The 17,387-nt window shown below is 67.1% G+C and carries 15 protein-coding genes; 2 read left to right on the top strand and 13 right to left on the bottom strand.

The window, feature by feature from the left end; genetic code table 11:
- Window positions 1–6: 6 nt before the first annotated feature.
- Entirely contained in the window at window positions 7–897 is an 891-nt protein-coding gene (locus ASE66_RS11730; protein WP_082613368.1) for an alpha/beta fold hydrolase, read from the bottom strand.
- 488 nt (window positions 898–1,385) lie between these two features.
- On the opposite strand from ASE66_RS11730, the gene ASE66_RS11725 reads away from it, so the two are divergent.
- A complete protein-coding gene (locus ASE66_RS11725; protein WP_057189772.1) occupies window positions 1,386–2,150 on the top strand; it encodes a hypothetical protein in 765 nt (254 codons plus the stop codon).
- 351 nt (window positions 2,151–2,501) lie between these two features.
- Here ASE66_RS11725 and ASE66_RS11720 read toward each other — a convergent pair whose 3' ends face one another.
- Window positions 2,502–3,332, bottom strand: coding sequence for a DUF3108 domain-containing protein (locus tag ASE66_RS11720; protein WP_057189771.1), 831 nt, complete (start codon window positions 3,330–3,332; stop codon window positions 2,502–2,504).
- Window positions 3,333–3,583: 251 nt separating this feature from the next.
- Here ASE66_RS11720 and rpmB point away from each other — a divergent pair, with 251 nt between their 5' ends.
- A complete protein-coding gene (gene rpmB / locus ASE66_RS11715; protein WP_057189770.1) occupies window positions 3,584–3,871 on the top strand; it encodes a 50S ribosomal protein L28 in 288 nt (95 codons plus the stop codon).
- Window positions 3,872–4,123: 252 nt separating this feature from the next.
- On the opposite strand, the gene ASE66_RS11710 is transcribed toward rpmB, so the two are convergent.
- The 11 genes from ASE66_RS11710 to ASE66_RS11660 form a co-directional block, all read right to left on the bottom strand.
- Window positions 4,124–5,140, bottom strand: coding sequence for an esterase-like activity of phytase family protein (locus ASE66_RS11710; protein WP_057189769.1), 1,017 nt, complete (start codon window positions 5,138–5,140; stop codon window positions 4,124–4,126).
- 87 nt (window positions 5,141–5,227) lie between these two features.
- Window positions 5,228–7,123, bottom strand: coding sequence for a cobaltochelatase subunit CobT (cobT, locus tag ASE66_RS11705; protein ID WP_057189768.1), 1,896 nt, complete (start codon window positions 7,121–7,123; stop codon window positions 5,228–5,230).
- On the bottom strand, window positions 7,120–7,560 hold the full coding sequence (locus ASE66_RS11700) for a GNAT family N-acetyltransferase (protein WP_057189767.1): 441 nt from the start codon (window positions 7,558–7,560) through the stop codon (window positions 7,120–7,122). The genes cobT and ASE66_RS11700 overlap by 4 nt, the downstream gene beginning before the upstream one ends.
- Before the next feature lie 12 nt (window positions 7,561–7,572).
- On the bottom strand, window positions 7,573–7,923 hold the full coding sequence (locus tag ASE66_RS11695; RefSeq protein ID WP_057189766.1) for a GFA family protein: 351 nt from the start codon (window positions 7,921–7,923) through the stop codon (window positions 7,573–7,575).
- A gap of 67 nt (window positions 7,924–7,990) precedes the next feature.
- Complete coding sequence (gene cobS / locus ASE66_RS11690) at window positions 7,991–8,983, bottom strand: cobaltochelatase subunit CobS (protein ID WP_057189765.1); 993 nt, start codon at window positions 8,981–8,983, stop codon at window positions 7,991–7,993.
- Window positions 8,984–9,140: 157 nt separating this feature from the next.
- Complete coding sequence (locus ASE66_RS11685) at window positions 9,141–10,280, bottom strand: glycosyltransferase family protein (protein ID WP_057189764.1); 1,140 nt, start codon at window positions 10,278–10,280, stop codon at window positions 9,141–9,143.
- Window positions 10,277–11,548 carry a glycosyltransferase family 4 protein gene (locus tag ASE66_RS11680; protein WP_057189763.1) on the bottom strand — a complete coding sequence of 424 codons (1,272 nt, stop codon included), beginning with the start codon at window positions 11,546–11,548 and terminating at the stop codon, window positions 10,277–10,279. Before ASE66_RS11680 ends, ASE66_RS11685 begins: the two co-directional genes overlap by 4 nt.
- The gene (locus ASE66_RS11675) at window positions 11,545–12,210 is read right to left on the bottom strand and encodes a hypothetical protein (protein WP_057189762.1); all 666 of its coding nucleotides are present in this window, start codon (window positions 12,208–12,210) and stop codon (window positions 11,545–11,547) included. Before ASE66_RS11675 ends, ASE66_RS11680 begins: the two co-directional genes overlap by 4 nt.
- A gap of 77 nt (window positions 12,211–12,287) precedes the next feature.
- The gene (locus ASE66_RS11670; RefSeq protein ID WP_057189761.1) at window positions 12,288–14,042 is read right to left on the bottom strand and encodes an adenylate/guanylate cyclase domain-containing protein; all 1,755 of its coding nucleotides are present in this window, start codon (window positions 14,040–14,042) and stop codon (window positions 12,288–12,290) included.
- Window positions 14,043–14,097: 55 nt separating this feature from the next.
- Complete coding sequence (locus tag ASE66_RS11665; protein ID WP_057189760.1) at window positions 14,098–14,547, bottom strand: cyclic nucleotide-binding domain-containing protein; 450 nt, start codon at window positions 14,545–14,547, stop codon at window positions 14,098–14,100.
- The gene (locus tag ASE66_RS11660) at window positions 14,544–17,282 is read right to left on the bottom strand and encodes an ABC transporter ATP-binding protein/permease (protein ID WP_057189759.1); all 2,739 of its coding nucleotides are present in this window, start codon (window positions 17,280–17,282) and stop codon (window positions 14,544–14,546) included. Before ASE66_RS11660 ends, ASE66_RS11665 begins: the two co-directional genes overlap by 4 nt.
- Window positions 17,283–17,387 lie beyond the last annotated feature (105 nt).

Here is a 17,387-nt window from a genome sequence, read left to right as displayed (position 1 = left end):
CCCCGCTCAGTCCGCGAAGACCTCGCTCAGGACCTGCGCCGCCTCGTCCGGCGCCTCGACATGGACGAAATGGCCGGCGCTCTCACAGAAGGTCACTTCGACGTCGTCGAAATAATGCGACAGGAAGGTCGACCACTCCGACTTCAGGATCGGATCGTGCCGGCCCCAATGCACCCTTGTGCGCTGATGGATCGGCACGGACGGCGCCGGGTGGCCGTCGATGGCGGCGATCCGCGCCGCATTCTGGCTGCGATACCAGTCGAATCCCCCACGCAGATTGCCGGGCTTCATGAAATTCTCGACCCAAAGGTCGAAGACCGGCGCGAAGGCATCCTTGCGATGGCACCAATGCGTCAGGAAGTGCCCGAGATAGAGGGCGCAGGCTTCGCGGCTCGAACCGATCAGCTGCTCCGCCAGCGGCAATTGCTGGAAGGACTGGTACCAGATCTCGTTGACATGGCCGTCGCGGACCCAGGCCGAGCCGACGCTCGGCGTCGGACAGTTGAAGAACAAGAGCTTCTCGACCCGCTGCGGATGGCGCCGCGCCAGCCCCTGCGCGACATAGGCGCCGACATCGTGGCCGACGACGCCGACAGGGCCGGCACCGAGCGCCTCCAGCAGCGCCGCCATGTCGTCGGCATGAGCGTTGGCGCCGACATCGCTGCGCGGCGCCGATGATTTGCCGCTATCGCCGAAACCGCGCAGATCGGGTGCGATCAGCCGGAATTCGCCATGCAGCCGGTTCATCAGCGGCAGCCAGCTCATCCAGAATTCCGGCCAGCCATGCAGGAGCAGCACCGCCGGCCCGTCGCCGACCTCGGCGACATGCAGCACGGTGTCACGCACGACGACCTGGCGATGCCTGAGGCCGGGCGGCAAGGCGAAATCGCTGGACATGGCGGCTCCGGAGGCGAATCGCCGGTAAGGCTAGCCCCTCGCACGAACTTCCCGCAATTCGTCGGATGGCGGAGGCCCCATGCAGTGCGAGTCGGATCGTGACTGAAGCCCAGGCCGAGCGCGGGTCGGAGCGGGAAAAGCAGGCGAGCTAGACGGAATCCCGAGATTCCGGTATAAAAAAGAACGGGCCGGAAGAGATTTCTCTCTACCGACCCGCATTGGCGATCTGCCGATCTAAAGGGCTGCTACCCGTCGCTTCCTAGGGCTGGGGTAGCGGCCCTTCCTTTAAATCCTCGTCCATCGCCATCGGACTGCTGGCGGCAGGACTCTCGACCCTCCTGAGCATTTTGTTCTCCTTTCCGGCAGCGATTCTCGCCGCCGCCACTTCCTTATGTCCGGCGGCCCGAATGCCGTCAAGGGGTATGGAGAACTGAACTTGAAATTGAAATAGATGCCGTGTAGATTCCTCGCGAAACTTGGGGGCTCTTATGGCTGACGACGTCTCGACGCGATTTCCATTCATCAATCTGGAAAAGGCGCTCTCCCGCGCCGAGCTGCTCTTCCACGCTGACAAGGCCGGCAAACCCATGCTGGTCCCGGTGGCCTTTGAGGTTTGGGGATACAGCCCGAAGAGTAGCGGAGGGTTCCAGACAGTCGGGGCGCTCAAGGGCTACGGCCTGCTGGACGACGAAGGGGCGAATGCCGAGCGCCGCGTCAAGCTCAGCGCTGCGGCGCGCCGCTACTTCCTTGATGAGCGCGACGACGTACGAGCCGCCATGCTCAGTACCTTCGCGCTCGCGCCGTCGCTGTTTCGGGCGCTATGGGAGACGGACGGCTGGTCGGCTGGCATTCCGGCCGACACTGTAGCCCGCAGCCATTTGAAGCTTGAGCGTCATCTTAACGACCAGTCTGCGCGGGCGCTGCTGAGCATTCTGAAAGACAACATTCAATTTACAGGACTAAAGAGTGGTGTTCAGGCTGAGGCTTCGGTAGAATCAAAGCTCGACGAGGGGGGCGTCAAGCACCCCGGTGAACTGAGCAAGGGGCCTGAGATGCACGCGCAGAAATCCGAGCCCATCCCACTGGGGGTGCACCCGCCCCCTTGGCCGGGGCAGCCAAAAGAGCCAACGAAACCGATCGTGTTCGACATGGAGTCGGTGACTGTCTCGGCTCGTTTCGACAACGTCGAAGATCTAGAGGGCTTCATCGCCAAGTTACAAAAACTTGTGCCGCTGATGCCGGCGAAGCACTAAAAATCAGCCCGGCCAACCGCCGGGCTGATTTCTATGGTCTAGGTGCGTTTGCTACCTAATGCCGCAACTATCGCTCAGCTGCAGAATTTGGCGCCGACATCCCCGCGGGAATCTCGACATGGCCGGATGAAATGCCGCACGCTGCATTAGCGCTGAGCTCGCGACCCCTAATTCTAGTGGGGACGCGCCTGGCGTAAGGCCACCGACCACACCAGCCCTTTGCTCGCGGCAGGCGACCGGCTGGCGCTCATCGCGCTCGTGCATGAATGGGGAGCTGATCGCGAAGCTCCGCCTGGAAGCGATCTACGAATCCACGCCCTTCCCGCTTGAGCTTGGCGCCAACGCCTGACCTCAATTCCGCGTCGCGGTCGCCGTGACGCCCGGATCGACCTTGAAGCTCGAGGCCTCGATCACCGCGGTGCCGATCATCGTCTTCACCGAGATGCGCACCGGCAGCATCATGTTCGTCCCGGCGACGGGAGCGAGCCAGGTCGAGATCTCCCTGTTCTCGGCCATGAACTTGGTCGAGGGCCGCAAGGAGCGGTGGCCGGCGATCGGCACATAGCGCGCCTGGCAGACCGAGACCGGGCCGCTATAGCCGTCGATCTTGATCTCGCGCGTGCCGGAATAGCTCAGCTTGATGTCGTAGCGCGCCGCGCCGTCGAAGATCGCCAGCGTGCGATTGCAGGCGGCTGCCCCCGCATTGCGGCCGGAAGCCTCGACCGGCATCAGGAAGGCGCTGAGCGGGTCCATGATGTTGCGCTGGTGCTCGTCCTTGAGCGGGACGCGATCGGGCTTGGCGTCGATCGGCGGCTCGATCGCCAGCGCCTGCACGGCATTGCCGCCGAGCGCCATGCGCACCGTCCGGCTTTCGCTGGAATTGGCCGAGGACACCGCAAAGGTCGCCGGCGAGAGCCTGCTGCCGTTGAGATTGCCGGTTGCCGCTCCCGAACCGCGCCCACCGGTGAAGCTGCCGACGAGACCGGTCAGCTTGGCATTGGCGTCGAGCTTGTAGCTGGCCCCGTCGATTCCGCCGGAGAGATTGGCTTTGCCGAGCGACAGGCCGAGCAGCGTGACGTCATAGGTCGCGTCGAGCGAGGCCGCCTGCGCGGCCGACGCCGACAAGGCGAGCACCAGCGCCGCGAGACGGGCGCTGTTGGCAGGCGACAAAGCGAGCTTCATTGCAGGCTCCGGGCGCGACGGAGATCGTCGCATGCACTGAGATTCGGTCCGAATCGTGACTGGCTCGCATGAGCTTGGGGGGATAATGGTTACCGAGATGTTTCCGCAGCTGATCCTGCGCTCTCGCCTTGACGGCCCGTCAACGGCTGGGTATAGACCCGCCACTTCAATTTGACTTCCGGTGCTCGCCTGCCGGCACGTCGCGTGTCGGCACTTTGCGTTGAGCATTCGGAGATTTTGGGAACACGATCATGGCCCGCCGTTGCGAATTGACCGGGAAGGGTACCCAGACCGGGCACCTCGTCAGCCACTCGAACCACAAGACCAAGACGGTCTTCCGGCCGAACCTGGTCAACGTCACGCTGCAGTCCGATGCGCTCGGCCGCTCGATCCGCCTGCGCGTCTCGGCCAACGCCCTGCGCACCGTCGATCATCGCGGTGGCCTCGACGCCTTCCTGGTCAAGGCTCCGGCCGGTGAGCTCTCGCCGGGCGCGCTGATCCTGAAGCGCGACATCGAGAAGAAGCTCGCCGCCAACTGAGCGGGTTTTTCCCTCGGGATTGAACGAGGCGGCCGCGAGGCCGCTTTTTTCGTTTGGGCGCCTTACTGCCGGGGCGTACGGAAGCCTGCCGTCATTCCGGGGCAGGCCGAAGGACTGAGCCCGGAACCCATGAACACCCCCGGGATCTAAGAAGACACGACAATCGCCGCGCCCTCCAGAACAGCGCGGTGTTTATGGGTTCCGGGCTCGCCGCTTCGCGGCGCCCCGGAATGACGTGGCGGGTTCCCGGCTCTAGGCCAACTCGAACTCCAGCAGCACGGTCCGCTGCAGGAAAGTTGAAAAGTTGTCGTCCGAGATCAGGGTGATGATCGTCCGCCCGTTCTCCTGATGGACCGCCATCCCCTCCATATTGTCGATCTCCTGGCCGAGATCGGCCTCGATCAGAATCGGCCCGTCCAGCTTCGCACCGGGGCGGATGGTAGCGCCGGCGATGCGGCGGATGCGCATGCCGACGCCGCGCAGCGGCTTGTACCAGCGCTCCAGCAGCAGCATGTCGCCGCCCGGCAGGAAGGCGAGATCGGTGATGTCGTAGCCATCGCGGCGGATTACCTGCAGCGTGCCCGGCTGGCGCCCGCCGATGATGAAGCCCGCGGTCGGCTCGTCCTCGCGGCCGGAGCGCTCGGAGATCGCGATCAGCGCGCCGGCAAGCGGGTGGCCGGCCGGCAGCACGCCGAGCGCCTCGAAACCGCGATTGCTCGGCAGGCGCTTCGCCGCTGGCGGCACCGGCACGAGATGGGCCCGTGCCTCGACGCCGTGGCGAGCCCAGTCGAAACGCAGGATGTCATGGGTGCGCTCGACGCCGATGAAGGCGATGCCGCCCTGCATGGCCAGCGATTCGGTGTCGTAATAGCGCGAGCGGTGCAGTGGCTTGCCGGACGCCCCGAGAATCGGCGCGAGCTCGGCCTCCTCCAGCCCGCTAAGCTTGCCGGCGTTGCGCGCAAGCTTCGCCGTCAGCCAGAAACCATTGTCGGTGATCGCGATGACCTGCGCCCCGTCGGGCGAGCGCCACAGTCCCGAGAAGCCGCCGAAGCGGGGATGGCTGCCCGAGAGCTGGAGCCCGCCGCGGAAGATCAGCTGGCCGAAGCGGGTCTTTGACGAATTGCCGGGCTCGAAGCTCGCGATCGGCCGCGCCGAGACGCTGACGGGTATCCGCCCGGGCTCGAGGCTCTGCGCGCGAGCAGGCAGGCTGAAGGCCGCCGCGCCGAGGCCGGCGATGATGCCGCGTCGCGTTGCAAGAGGCGAGGTCATGCGCAGGTGATGAAGGAATCGCGCGGAAGCCCTCCCCCCTTGTGGGGGAGAGGACGGGTCGCGGTTTTGGCCGTCACTGAAAAGGGCTCATTGCAGGCGGCGCGAGCCCCGCGAACTCGTCCCGGCAGCATCCTCCTCGAACAGCTCCGCCAGCTTCTCGGTCATCACACCGCCAAGCTCCTCGGCATCGACGATGGTGACGGCGCGGCGGTAATAGCGGGTGACGTCGTGGCCGATGCCGATCGCGATCAGCTCGACCGGCGAGCGCGTCTCGATCTCCGCGATGACATGGCGCAGGTGGCGCTCGAGATAGCTGCCGGCATTGACCGAGAGGGTCGAATCGTCGACCGGCGCGCCGTCGGAGATCACCATCAGGATCTTGCGTTGCTCGGAGCGGCCGAGCAGGCGCTTATGCGCCCAGTCGAGCGCCTCGCCGTCGATGTTCTCCTTGAGCAGCCCCTCGCGCATCATCAGCCCGAGATTCTTGCGCGCGCGCCGCCAGGGCGCGTCGGCGGCCTTGTAGATGATGTGCCGGAGATCGTTGAGGCGGCCCGGGTTGGCCGGCTTGCCCGATTGCAGCCAGCTCTCGCGCGACAGCCCGCCCTTCCAGGCCCGCGTCGTGAAGCCGAGCAACTCCACCTTGACGCCGCAGCGTTCCAGCGTCCGTGCCAGGATATCGGCGCAGGTCGCCGCGACCGTGATCGGCCGGCCGCGCATCGAGCCTGAATTGTCGATCAGCAGCGTCACCACCGTGTCGCGGAAATTCGTGTCCGATTCCTGCCGGAAGGAGAGCGGCTGGAACGGGTCGATGATGATGCGTGGCAGGCGCGAGGGATCGAGCGCCCCCTCCTCCAGGTCGAACTGCCAGGAGCGGTTCTGTTGCGCCATCAGGCGCCGCTGCAGGCGGTTCGCGAGGCGCGCGACGACGCCCTGCAGATGCGCCAGCTGCTTGTCGAGATAGGCGCGCAGCCGCGTCAGTTCCTCGGCGTCGCAGAGCTCTTCGGCGGTGACGATCTCGTCGAACTTCTGGGTGTAGGCCTTGTAGTCGGTCTGCGGCCGGTCGTTGGCGCGGCTGTCGCGCGGACGCGGCGCCTCGCCGGCCTCTTCAGCCTCGGAGCTCTCGTCTTCCTCGTCCCAATCGCCGGCCGGCGCGTCGGCGGCCTCGGAGGCGCCTTCCTGCAGCTCTTCGGCCGCGTCGTCGCTGACCTCGGTCTCGGAGCGCTCGCCCTGGCTCTCCTGCTCGGCCTCGCCTTGTTCCTGCTGCTGGTCCTCGGAGGACTCGTCCTGATTGTCTTCGTCCTCGTCGGATTCGTCGCCCTGGCTGCTCTGCTCGGCCATGTCGAGCGAGACCAAGAGGTCGCGCACAGTGCGGGCGAAGGCGCGCTGGTCCTCGATCGACTTCGCCAGCCGGTCGAGATCGTCTCCGGCCTTGGCCTCGATCTGCTCGCGCCAGAGATCGACCAGCTTCTGCGCCGCCTTGGGCGGCTTCAGGCCGGTCAGGCGCTCGCGCACCATTAGGGCGAGCGCGTCTTCCAGCGGCGCATCGGCCCGGTCGGTGATCTCCTCATAGCGACCGCCGCGATGATAGCGGTCCTCCAGCATCGCCGAGATGTTGCCGGAAACGCCGCTCATCCGGCGCGAGCCGACACTCTCGACCCGGGCTTGCTCGACCGCGTCGAAGACGGCGCGCGCCGCATCGCCCTCGGGCGCCGCGCGACGATGGATCGCGTTGTCGTGGCAGGCGAGGCGCAGCGCCATCGAATCGGCATGGCCGCGCAGGATCGCGACGTCGCCCGCGGTGAGCTTGCGCGGCGGCTCCGGCAGGCGAGCGCGCTCGCCGACGAGCGAGGGTTTGTCGGCGGCGAAGACGATCTCCATCTCGGGCTTGCGCGCGATCGCCTTCATCGCGCCCGCGACCGCGCGCTTCAGCGGCTCGGCCGGCGCTTCCTTCGGGGTTCCGGGCTTGCGGTTCGAGATGCTCATAGCGCCTTCATGAAGTGATGGAAGGTCTGACCGGCGACCGGATAGTCCTCCATGCGGCCGCATTCGCGATAGCCCATGCGGGGATAGAAGCCCGGCGCCTGGATGCTCATCGTGCCCAGATAGACGCCGCGCGCGCCATGGTCGCGCGCTGCCTGCTCGGCCATCGCCAGCAACGCCTCGCCATGGCCGGCGCCGCGATGGCCTTCGTCGATCCAGAACAGGTCGACATAGAGCCATTCCCATTTCAGCTCGCCCACGAGGCCGCCGACCATGACGCCGTTCTCGTCGCGCAGGCTGAGCGCCAGAGGCTGCGTCTTGCGTGGCCCGACCCTGGACTCATTATGCGCGGCAAGCCCGCGCAGTACGGCCTCGCGCGTTGCGGCGAAGTCCGCCTCGCGCTGGATCGTGGCCTGCTTGCTGTCGGCGGCGGTGCTCATCGACGCGCTCCTTCAGCGCGCCCGTCCGTCATACATCGTCGAGCTCAGCTCGGTCGGCTCGACGCCGGCGAGGCAGCGGGCGTTGATCGCAACCGTCGGCGTGCCGTCCGGCGCATTGGCGCGCGCGAAGGATTCGATGCCGCAGCTCTCGCAGAACAGATGCTGGATCTTCTGCGAGTTGAAGCGGTACTCGGTCAGCGCGTCCTCGCCCTTGGTCAGGGTGAAGCTCGTCGCCGGGGTGAAGGCCAGCACTGAACCGCGGCGCTGGCAGTAGGAGCAGTTGCAGGTGATCGTCCGCGAGAGATCGGCCTCGACCTCATAGGCGACCCGCCCGCAGTGACAACTTCCTTCGTACCGGGCCATGCTTGGCCTCCTGCTCGTTGAGCACGTTCCGATCGCAAGAGTGGTGCCCACCCCTGCGGAACATGCTTCAGCTCAGAACGACGTTGACCGCGCTCTCCGGCAGTTCCTTGCCGAAGGAACGCTGGAAGAACTCCGCCACCAGCGCGCGCTCCATCTCGTCGCACTTGTTGAGGAAGGTGACGCGGAAGGCGAAACCGACATCGCTGCCGAAGATCGCCGCGTTCTCGGCCCAGGTGATGACCGTACGCGGGCTCATCACGGTCGAGAGGTCGCCGTTCATGAAGGCGTTGCGGGTCAGGTCGGCGACGCGGACCATCTTGTTGACGATGTCCTTGCCCTCCGGCGAGGTCTGATAGTGCTTCGACTTGGCGAGCACGATCGCGACCTCGTTATCGTGAGGCAGGTAGTTCAGCGTGGTGACGATCGACCAGCGGTCCATCTGGCCCTGGTTGATCTGCTGGGTGCCGTGATAGAGGCCCGAGGTGTCGCCGAGGCCGACCGTGTTGGCGGTGGCGAACAGCCGGAAGGCGGGGTGCGGGCGGATGACGCGCTTCTGGTCGAGCAGCGTCAGCTTGCCGGACTGCTCGAGCACGCGCTGGATCACGAACATCACGTCCGGGCGGCCGGCATCGTATTCGTCGAAGACCAGCGCGATGTTGTTCTGCAGCGCCCAGGGCAGGATGCCATCCTGGAACTCGGTGATCTGCTTGCCTTCCTTCAGCACGATCGCGTCCTTGCCGACGAGGTCGAGGCGCGAGACGTGGCTGTCGAGGTTGACGCGGACGCAGGGCCAGTTCAGCCGGGCCGCGACCTGCTCGATATGGGTCGACTTGCCGGTGCCATGATAGCCCGAGATCATTACGCGGCGGTTATGGGCGAAGCCGGCGAGGATCGCGATCGTGGTGTCGCGGTCGAAGCGATAGTCCGCGTCGAAGTCGGGAACATGTGCCTCGGGCTTGGAATAGGCCGGCACCTCCAGATCGCTGTCGATCCCGAAGACCTGACGCACGGACAACTTCATGTCCGGCATTCCGGGGGCGGAGGCAGTCGTCGTTGTCATCGTTCTTCTCCGGGCGCAGGACAGGGGCCGGCAGAAGATCCGGTGTCCTGGAGCCGACCGAAAGGGAGGCGTGTAGAACCTCATTAGATCGAAAGCTTTGGGCCGGCAATTCGCAAGAGGCATGCCGGCCCTTCGCCGGCATGCATTCACGCACGGCTCAGGCACGGTTCGCGAGCAGTCGTGCGAGCCCTGCAACGGTGCCCGCGGCCCCTCCCAGATCGACCGCTGCGACCGGCGGAGCGCCTTGCACCAGCGCCGCTTCGATCGCAGCGGCCAGAGCGTGCGGCCCTTTGGCAAGCCGGGCAACGCGCGCCAGCCCGGCCCGTTCCAGCGCGGCGGCACGCAGGGCCTGCTCGGTCTCGTTGCCGGCGTCGAAGGGCGCGAGCAGCGCCGGCCGCCCGGCCTGCAGCAGGTCGAGCACGGTATTGTAGCCGGCCTGGCTGAGCGACAGCGCGCAGGCGGCGAGCAGCGCCGGGAAATCCGGCCGCGCCCACTCGACCGTCGCATTGGCAGGAGCCAATTGTCGCAGCTTGGCAAAATCAGCCTCGGCGATCCCGCGGCCGATCAGGAGATGGAAGGCTCGCTTCGGCAGGAGCCGCGCCGCCGCGAGCGCCATCTCGAACAAGGGCAGCGCCGCCGCCGAGCCACCGCCGGAGACAAGGATCGTCTCCCGCGAGCCTGCCGAGTTCCCGGGCGATGCCGGCGGCTCCGCCAGATAGCCGGTATAGACCAGCTTGCCCGCGATCTCCGGCGTGACCGGCCAGGAGGCTTCGAGCGGCAGGACGTGCGGGTCGCCATGCACCAGCACGGCATCGAACAGCGTCGCGATCCGCTCGGCCGTCTCGGCGAGCCGCTCCGGCCGTTGCGGCGCGACCAGCACGTCGCGGATCGAGGCGAGCACCAGCGCATCCGTATTGGCCGCGCGCGCCGCCGCGATCAGCGCCAGGAACTCTTCCGCGAGCTGGCGCCGGCCGAAGGGGAAATGCTCGGTGACGACGACATCGGGCGAAAGCTCGCCTGCGAGCGCGACCAGTTGCTCGCGCCGCGCGGCAAGTCGCTCCGGCGTTGCGGCAATGCCGCTCTCGTCGAGCAGGTTGCGGAAATCCGTGCCTTGCGTGCGCACCGGCGGCAGTTGCACGAAACGATAATCCGCCGCGGCAGTGCCGTCCGGCATGCCGCCGCTGGCGAGCGTGACCTCATGCCCGGCCCCCGCCAGCGCCCGCGCCAGCTGCCGCGCCCGCACCAGATGGCCGATCCCCAGCAGATGCGTGACCGCGATCAGGATGCGCGCGCTCATGGCCCACCGCCATCCTTGCCGGCGACTGCGGCCAGCAGCGCCCGATGGACGCGCTCCAGCCCGGCCTGCGCCGAGAACTCCGCCCTCAACCGGTCGAAGGCGGCTGCGCCCAGCTTCGCGCGCCATTGCGGATCGCGGCTTAAGCCATCCAGCGCCTTGGCCAGGGCCGTGACGTCGCCGGGCCGCAGCAGCAGCCCTTCGCGCCCATGCCGCACGAATTCCGGAATGCCGGCGAAATCGGTCGCGACGATCGGCAGGGCCTGGCTCGCTGCTTCCATCACCACATTGGGCAGGCCGTCCCGGTCGCCATTGTTCGCCTGCTTCGAGGGCAGCACGAAGAGATCGGCCTCGCGCAACGCCGCGATCACCACATCCTGCGCCTGCGGCCCGCGCCATTCGATGCGCGCGGCAAGGCCCAGCCTCTCGGCCTGCGCCTTCAAGGCCGCCAGCATCTCGCCGCCGCCGATATGGATGAGTTGCCAGTTCAGATCGGCGGGCAAAATCGCCAGCGCCGCCAGCAGGTCGTCGAAGCCCTTCTTCGCCACCGCACGCCCGATGGTGATGAATCGCACCGGCTCGGCCGGGTCGGAGCCATCGCGTTCCGAACGCGCCGCTGGTGGCGCAGGGAAGCGCGCGAGGTCGAGCCCGTGATAGAGCAGCGCGATCTTGTCTTGCCGGTCCGCGAGACGCGTGAGTTCGGCATGGCCATCGCGGGTGCAGGTCACGCCCCAGCGCGCATCGGCGATCTTCTCGCGCTTTTCCCAATCCGGTGTCGTCCAGATGTCCTTGGCATGGGCCGAGAACGACCAGGAGAGCCCCCGGCTCAGCGCCGCATAGCGGATCACCGAGGCCGGCGTGTGCAGGTAATGGACATGGAGATGGCGGGTTCCCGCCGGCAACTCGCGGGCCATCACACAGGCCTGGCCAAAGCGACGCAGGCGGTTGCTCGTGCGGTCGCGGACGAAATCACGCAGGAAGACGCCGAGGAGCCTAATGATGCTGGGCCGCGCGAAGGCCCGCGCCATGCCGCGCAGCACCCGCGGCCAATCGTCGTGCAGATATTCCGGCAGATAGTGCAGCGGCGCCGTGATCTCGCGATGCATCAGATGCCGCGCGCCATCGGTCGGGTGGCGCAGCGACCAGATCGCGAAGGACAGGCCGAGCCGCTGCAGGCCGAGCAGTTCCTGGGCGATGAAGGTCTCCGACAGGCGCGGATAGCCCTTCATCGCGATCGCGACCGCCGGCCCCTCGGACTGCCCGCTGCTCATCTGCGGCCGATCAGCATGAAGCGGGTGTAGTTCTTGGTCGGCAGCGCGCCGGCGAACCACAATTCCGAAAGCCCGGCCTGCGCCTTGAAGGCGTCGAGCGACGGCACGCAGCTGCGGTGGTCCGGCTCACGGACATAGTCGTTGGACTGCAGCAGCAGCGGCAGTCCGGCGGGCAGGCCGGCGATCCAGCCTGGCACGTCGCCCAGATGCTCGCAGCTGGTGTTGATCACCAGCCCGGGCCGCCCGCCTTCGACGCTATCGAAATCGAGGCTCATCATGTCGGCCGTCAGCGCCCGGAAGCGCCCGGACGCGACATGGCGATGGTTGAGGATCTCGGCGATCGGCGCGCAATGCGGGTCGATGTCGAGGCTCACCAGGCGCGGGATCGCAAGCCGCTCATCGGCCAGCAACATCGCCCCCAGCACGCCGTGCCAGGCGCCGAGCACCCAGACCGGCCCATCCGGCTTCGGCAGGACCTCGGCGAGTGTCTCGACCAGCCAGCGCTTCGAGGCGATCTGCTTCGGATTGAAGGCAATCGAGATGTCGGCGCGCACGCCCTTGCCGACCAGCCGGGCGAGATCGGCGACGATCGCATCCCCGGTCAGCGCCGCAACGCCGCGCAGGATATCGTGCAGCGCCTCGCGGGAAATCTCGTCGGTCATCGAAACTCTGGATCGTAGCGGCGGATTTGACGCGGCCGGACCATAGGCAGGCGCATCGGCAATTGCCAGCGCCCGGCCTAGCTCTCGCCATCCGCGGCGGTCGGAGCCTTGCCTTTCGCCGCCGGCGTGCCAACCTCGGCTTTCTCCGGCTGAGGCTGGGCGCTCAACTCCTCGTTCGACCTGGGCTCGCCGGAAGGCGTGCTGCCAAACCCATAGACCTGCATCGGCTTGTCGCGACCCTTGACCGAGATCTTGTGCGGAGCGGTGTCGCGATAGCTGCGTCCGGTCGCGGCCACCGTCTCGGCAGAGACGACGATGTCGGACAACAGGCGCCGCGTCGCGGCCTCGAGCTGGCTCGCGATCATCACCGTCTCGCCGACCGTGATCTCGCGCCGCCCCATGCTTTCGTTCTCGACCGCGCCGACAATCGCCTGGCCGCCATGGATGCCGATGCCGATGCGCAGCGGCAATGGCAACGATGCGGCGTATTCACGGTTGAGCGCCTCGACGGCGCGCACCATGTCGCCCGCCGCCGCGATCGCCGCGGCGCCTGCCCGCGCCGGCGTCGTCTCCAGCCCGAACACCGCCATCAGCCCGTCGCCGTAGATCGCCTCGATCCGGCCGCCATGCGCCGCGATCGCCTGGGACATCTCGTCGTAGAAGCGGTTGAGCAGGTTCATCAGCTCATGCGGCAATTGCCGCTCGGAGAGCGCGGTGAAGGCTCTGAGATCCGCGACCATCACCGTCAGGCCCTTCTTGCCGATCCGGTCGTCGGGGTCGATGGCGCCGCTCGGGCCGGCGCCGCGCTGCTTGGCGGCGAGCAGGATCTGGACCTGGAGGTCGCGCTTCGGCCTGATCTGGCAGGCGAGCCGGACATGGTCGCCGGCCGAGATCCGGCGCAGCAGCCGCGCCTCGTTCGGACCGGGCGGCGGCAGGTCGTCGGCGCCGTCGAGCACCAGCACGCGGCAAGTGGCGCAGCGCGCCCGTCCACCGCAGAGCGCGGCATGGGGAATGCCGAAGCGGCGGAAGATCTCGAGCAGGGTCGGGCCCGGGACGACGCGGCGCACGCCATGACCGACGAAGCGCACCGCGATCGCGCCGAGCGCCCGCGCCCGAAGCTCGCGCAGCACGACGAAGCCGGCGAAGCCACCGATCACGCCGAAAAAGGCGCGCTTGGCCCAAGTCACGTTCAAATTGAACATGTCGACCTGTTGGGCGGTGTAGAGTTCGGGCGGCAGCGCCATCATCTGCGCCTCGCGCCCGGCCACCGAAAAGCCGATCAGCGCCAGCAGCGGCACCAGGATCGCCGCCAGCAGGAACGGATCGCGCCAGCGCGCATAGGTATCGCGCGCCCGGAAGGTGAAATGCAGGCCGATCACGCCATGCATCCAGACCAGCAGCAGCAGCAGGGTCTGCGACAGAGCGAGCCCCGGCCAGAGCCGGCGCAGCACGGCGTGATAGCTCTCGTCCTGGCCGAAGAGGACGCCCTGCACCCTTGTGCTGACGATATGGTCGATCAGCAGCAGCGGGATCGCGACGCCGAGCAAGATCTGGATCACCTCGCGGCCGGGCATGCGGAAGGTGCGCCGCTGTGCCACGCGCAGCAGGGCGAAGACCGGGTGGACGATCAGCGAGCCGTAGAGCGCGACCGTGCCGATCCAGCTGTGCCAGAACCAGTAGCGCCACTCCTGCGCCGCCTCCATCGCCGCGATGCCGAAGATGCCGAGCGCGTGGTTGAGGAAATGCGTGGTCGCGAAGACCATCAGAATGCAGCCGGAGGCGAAGCGAACGTCGCGGCTCCAGGACGACATCTGGTCGAAGCCGGAGCTCACAGGCCTGCCTCCCGCTGGCGTGCTCGGAATCGCTGTCATCGGCGCACCCGGCGCTTCAATGTGTCTTCTCGCCATGCAGGACGGAGTCCGCCAGGCGATAGAGCCGCCCGGCGAGATCGCGCGACAGCGCGACCGAGAACTCCGGGATATTGTCGAGCAGCTCGAAGAACAAGGTCCGCGGCAGCCGCAGCGCGACGACGTCGGTCTTGGCCGTCGAGCGGGCGGCATTGGTCTGATTGCAGAGCAGCGGCACGTCGCCGATGATGCTGCCGGTCGCGAGCCGGAAGGTCTTGCGCCTCCCGTCGGAGAAATCGTGCGACAGCTCGACCTCGCCCTCCAGCACGCAATAGACCTCTTCCGGCTTGTCGCCTTCTTCGGTGATGACGGTGCCCGCCGGGAAATAGAGCCGCTCGCCCATCAGCGCGAGCAGCTTCAGCCGCGGCCCCGGCAATCCGCGGAACAGGGGGATCGACTTCAGGCAGCCTATATCGCTCTCGAGCGTCATGTCCTCGCCTCGATCGGAACCGCGCCGCCACGGGCCGGCAGCTCATCCTGCAGCTCGTCCGCCTCGTCGACGGATCCGCCCTTCTTGATCACCCGGGCCACGGCTCCGTTGAATACGACCTTCTCAGGGATATCGGCAGCCAGCCCCTGATCGGTCAAGAGCAGGAACGCCGTTCTGTCCTCGCAATAACCGGCAATCCGCCGGACCAGGCCGCCGGGATCGGCACAGGTGACGGCGAAAGCGTCGAGATCGAGCACCAGGATGTCCGGCCGCTTGATCAGCGCCTGCGCCAGCGGCACCATCAGCCGCAGCCGCAGCGGCAGATAGCGGCCGCGCAGGCCGACATCGGTGTTGAGCCCGAGACGATAGGCCGAGGAATCGAGCCCGGCGCGCGACAAACCCGCCCGGGCGATCTCCGCCACCTTGCGCCCGGCATCGGGAACGCCGAAGCCGATGCGCCCGAACAGCAGGTTGTCGCGCACGCTCGCGCCGTGGATCACGTCGGCGGGATCGTAGAACTCGATCTCATCGGCCTTTTCGCCCGGCAGATAGGTCTTGAAGCTTTGCCGCGCCCGCAGCACCCGGCGGCGCAGGGCGATGTCGAGCAGGTTGAGCCGGTGCTTGGGCTCGACATAGCCGAGCGCGAGCGCGACGAGCTCGCGCTGCACGGTCGGGTCGAGCGGGCTGCGCCGATCGTGCCGCCGCAACGCCTCGGCGAGCTCGCCGAGCTTCTCCAGATCGACCTCGCCGCCGAAGGCATAGCGCTCGAACAGGACATGGCCCTGCGGCAGGCCGGCGAAGATCTCGACCAGCGTCGAGGCGATCCGCCCGCCGATCTCGGCCAGCGGCTCCTCAAGCGCCTCCGCCTGCAGCACAGAGCGGGCGTAAGCGTCCTCGAGCAGGAAATCGGCCGGTTGGCGGCCATTGCGCATCGCGCCGAAGACGAGGTTCTCGGCGATCGTCGCATTGGCGTTGTAGCGATCGAGGTCGAAGGTCTCGATCAGCCCGCCGAGCTTTCCCTTGGTCAATTCGGCGGCGACGACCTGGCGCGCCTCGATGATGCGCTCGGCGGCCCCTTCCGGCAGGGGGGCGATCACCTTGGCGTCGAGGCCGAGTTCATAGACCTCGTCGGCACAGCCGAGCGTGTCGAGCACGGCGAGCAGGCGCTGCTCCAGCGCCTCCTCCCCGTCGAGGCCCACCCCCTCATAGTCGTTCCAGTCGGCCGCGAACGGCAGGGGCGTGTTGCCGGCGCGCAGCGCCTCGATGAAACGGCGATGCTCCTCCTGGTCGATGGCCCTGTCCGGCTTCACCACCGGGCGCCTGCGCTTCAGCGGCAGCAGGATGTTGTCGCGCAGCGAGCCGTTGATGATCTCGATCTCGGAGCCGGCATAGCCGATGATATGGCTGGCGCGCTCGACGCTGATCGCGGCAAGCGGCTCGCCATCGATCAGGACGCGCCCGCCATAGCTCATCGTCTGCCGGCCGAGGATGCAGCCGAGCGTGTCGCGCCCGCTGCCGGCCGGCCCGATCAGCGCGACCTGGCCGGGGCGCTGGAACGCCGTCATCAGCGGAGCCAGCAGCGGCTGGCCGCGATTGTCGATCATCTCGACCTTGTCGAGCCTGATCTCGCCGCGCAGCGGCAACGGCGCGATCTCGCCCTTCTCCTCCAGCGTCACAAACTCGCTCGGGCTGAACTGGGCGATCACCTGCTCGTATTTGATGGTCACATCGTTGCGCTGCTGCTCCCAGTCGATCAGTTCCTTGATCGGCGGCGGCAGGTCGCGATAGGCCGCGATCACAGCGACGAGCTGGCCGATGTCGAGCCGGCCCTGCAGGGCGAAGAAGCCGCCGATCGCGTAGAAGAAGAAGGGCGTGACCTGCGCCAGCAGGTTGTTCAGGAACTTGACGGCGAATTTGCGCTTGTAGAGCGCGTAGCGGATGTCGAACAGCGTTCCAAGCCGCCCGGCGATATCCGACTGGATATAGGAGGTCGCGCCGTTTCCCTGGATGGTCGGTCCGGCATCGACGATCTCGCCGATCCGCCCCGCGAGCTGGCGCGAGACGATCTGGCGCTCGCGGCCGAGGCGGAGCTGTTCCTTGCGCAGGATCGGGATGATCACCGCCTGCATCAGCACGATGATCAATGCGATCGAGCCGAGCCAGACGCTCTGCATCATGATGAAGGCGAGCGCGGTCAGCGCCTGGCTGAGCAGGAAGGCCGGTTGAATGAAGGCGTCGCCGACGAAGCTGCCGATCGGCTCGACCTCGTCCTTGATCATGCTGGCGACCTCGGCCGGCTTGACCGTGCGGATATCCTCCGGCCGGAAGCGCATCAACTGGCCGAACAGGTCGTAGCGCATGCGCCGGAGCATGCGCTCGCCGAGCACGCCCTTCTGCACGTTGACGACGTATTTGAAGCCGCCGTTGATCAGGACGAGGGCGAGGAAATAGAAGCTCAGCGTCAGCAGCAGGCCGAGCTGACCGACCTTGACGCCTTCGAAGAGCTGGACGCTGCCGCCGCCGAGGATATCCGGCCAATGCAGCGTCCAGTCGAACACCGTCGCCGTCGTCCTGCCGTCCTTGAAGGCGCCGCCCTGGATCGCGTCGTTGACGATGCGCCTGGGGACGTCGAAGGACAACCAGTTGAATGGGATCGAGACGAGGATCACCAGCAGGACAATGATTTGCTCCCGGCGGCTCTTCTGCCAGACGTAACGGAAGAGACTTCTCTCCAAGGGGCTTTCCCATCCCGAATCCGGCGGGGCGGACACTCCGCCGGCTCCCTCATATGTGGGCAGTTCACGACGGCGCGCAACACGCCGCAGGACTCGACAAGTCCG

It is taken from the genome of Allobosea sp. Root483D1, from assembly GCF_001429505.1.
GTDB lineage: Bacteria > Pseudomonadota > Alphaproteobacteria > Rhizobiales > Beijerinckiaceae > Allobosea.
This window is presented reverse-complemented; position numbering and strand designations above follow the sequence as displayed.

Excerpts from the sequence above, each read along its gene's own strand:
- ASE66_RS11730 (WP_082613368.1), bottom strand. The coding sequence starts at position 897 with ATGTCCAGCGATTTCGCCTTGCCGCCCGGCCTCAGGCATCGCCAGGTC.
- ASE66_RS11725 (WP_057189772.1), top strand. The coding sequence starts at position 1,386 with ATGGCTGACGACGTCTCGACGCGATTTCCATTCATCAATCTGGAAAAG.
- ASE66_RS11720 (WP_057189771.1), bottom strand. The coding sequence starts at position 3,332 with ATGAAGCTCGCTTTGTCGCCTGCCAACAGCGCCCGTCTCGCGGCGCTG.
- rpmB (WP_057189770.1), top strand. The coding sequence starts at position 3,584 with ATGGCCCGCCGTTGCGAATTGACCGGGAAGGGTACCCAGACCGGGCAC.
- ASE66_RS11710 (WP_057189769.1), bottom strand. The coding sequence starts at position 5,140 with ATGACCTCGCCTCTTGCAACGCGACGCGGCATCATCGCCGGCCTCGGC.
- cobT (WP_057189768.1), bottom strand. The coding sequence starts at position 7,123 with ATGAGCATCTCGAACCGCAAGCCCGGAACCCCGAAGGAAGCGCCGGCC.
- ASE66_RS11700 (WP_057189767.1), bottom strand. The coding sequence starts at position 7,560 with ATGAGCACCGCCGCCGACAGCAAGCAGGCCACGATCCAGCGCGAGGCG.
- ASE66_RS11695 (WP_057189766.1), bottom strand. The coding sequence starts at position 7,923 with ATGGCCCGGTACGAAGGAAGTTGTCACTGCGGGCGGGTCGCCTATGAG.
- cobS (WP_057189765.1), bottom strand. The coding sequence starts at position 8,983 with ATGACAACGACGACTGCCTCCGCCCCCGGAATGCCGGACATGAAGTTG.
- ASE66_RS11685 (WP_057189764.1), bottom strand. The coding sequence starts at position 10,280 with ATGAGCGCGCGCATCCTGATCGCGGTCACGCATCTGCTGGGGATCGGC.
- ASE66_RS11680 (WP_057189763.1), bottom strand. The coding sequence starts at position 11,548 with ATGAGCAGCGGGCAGTCCGAGGGGCCGGCGGTCGCGATCGCGATGAAG.
- ASE66_RS11675 (WP_057189762.1), bottom strand. The coding sequence starts at position 12,210 with ATGACCGACGAGATTTCCCGCGAGGCGCTGCACGATATCCTGCGCGGC.
- ASE66_RS11665 (WP_057189760.1), bottom strand. The coding sequence starts at position 14,547 with ATGACGCTCGAGAGCGATATAGGCTGCCTGAAGTCGATCCCCCTGTTC.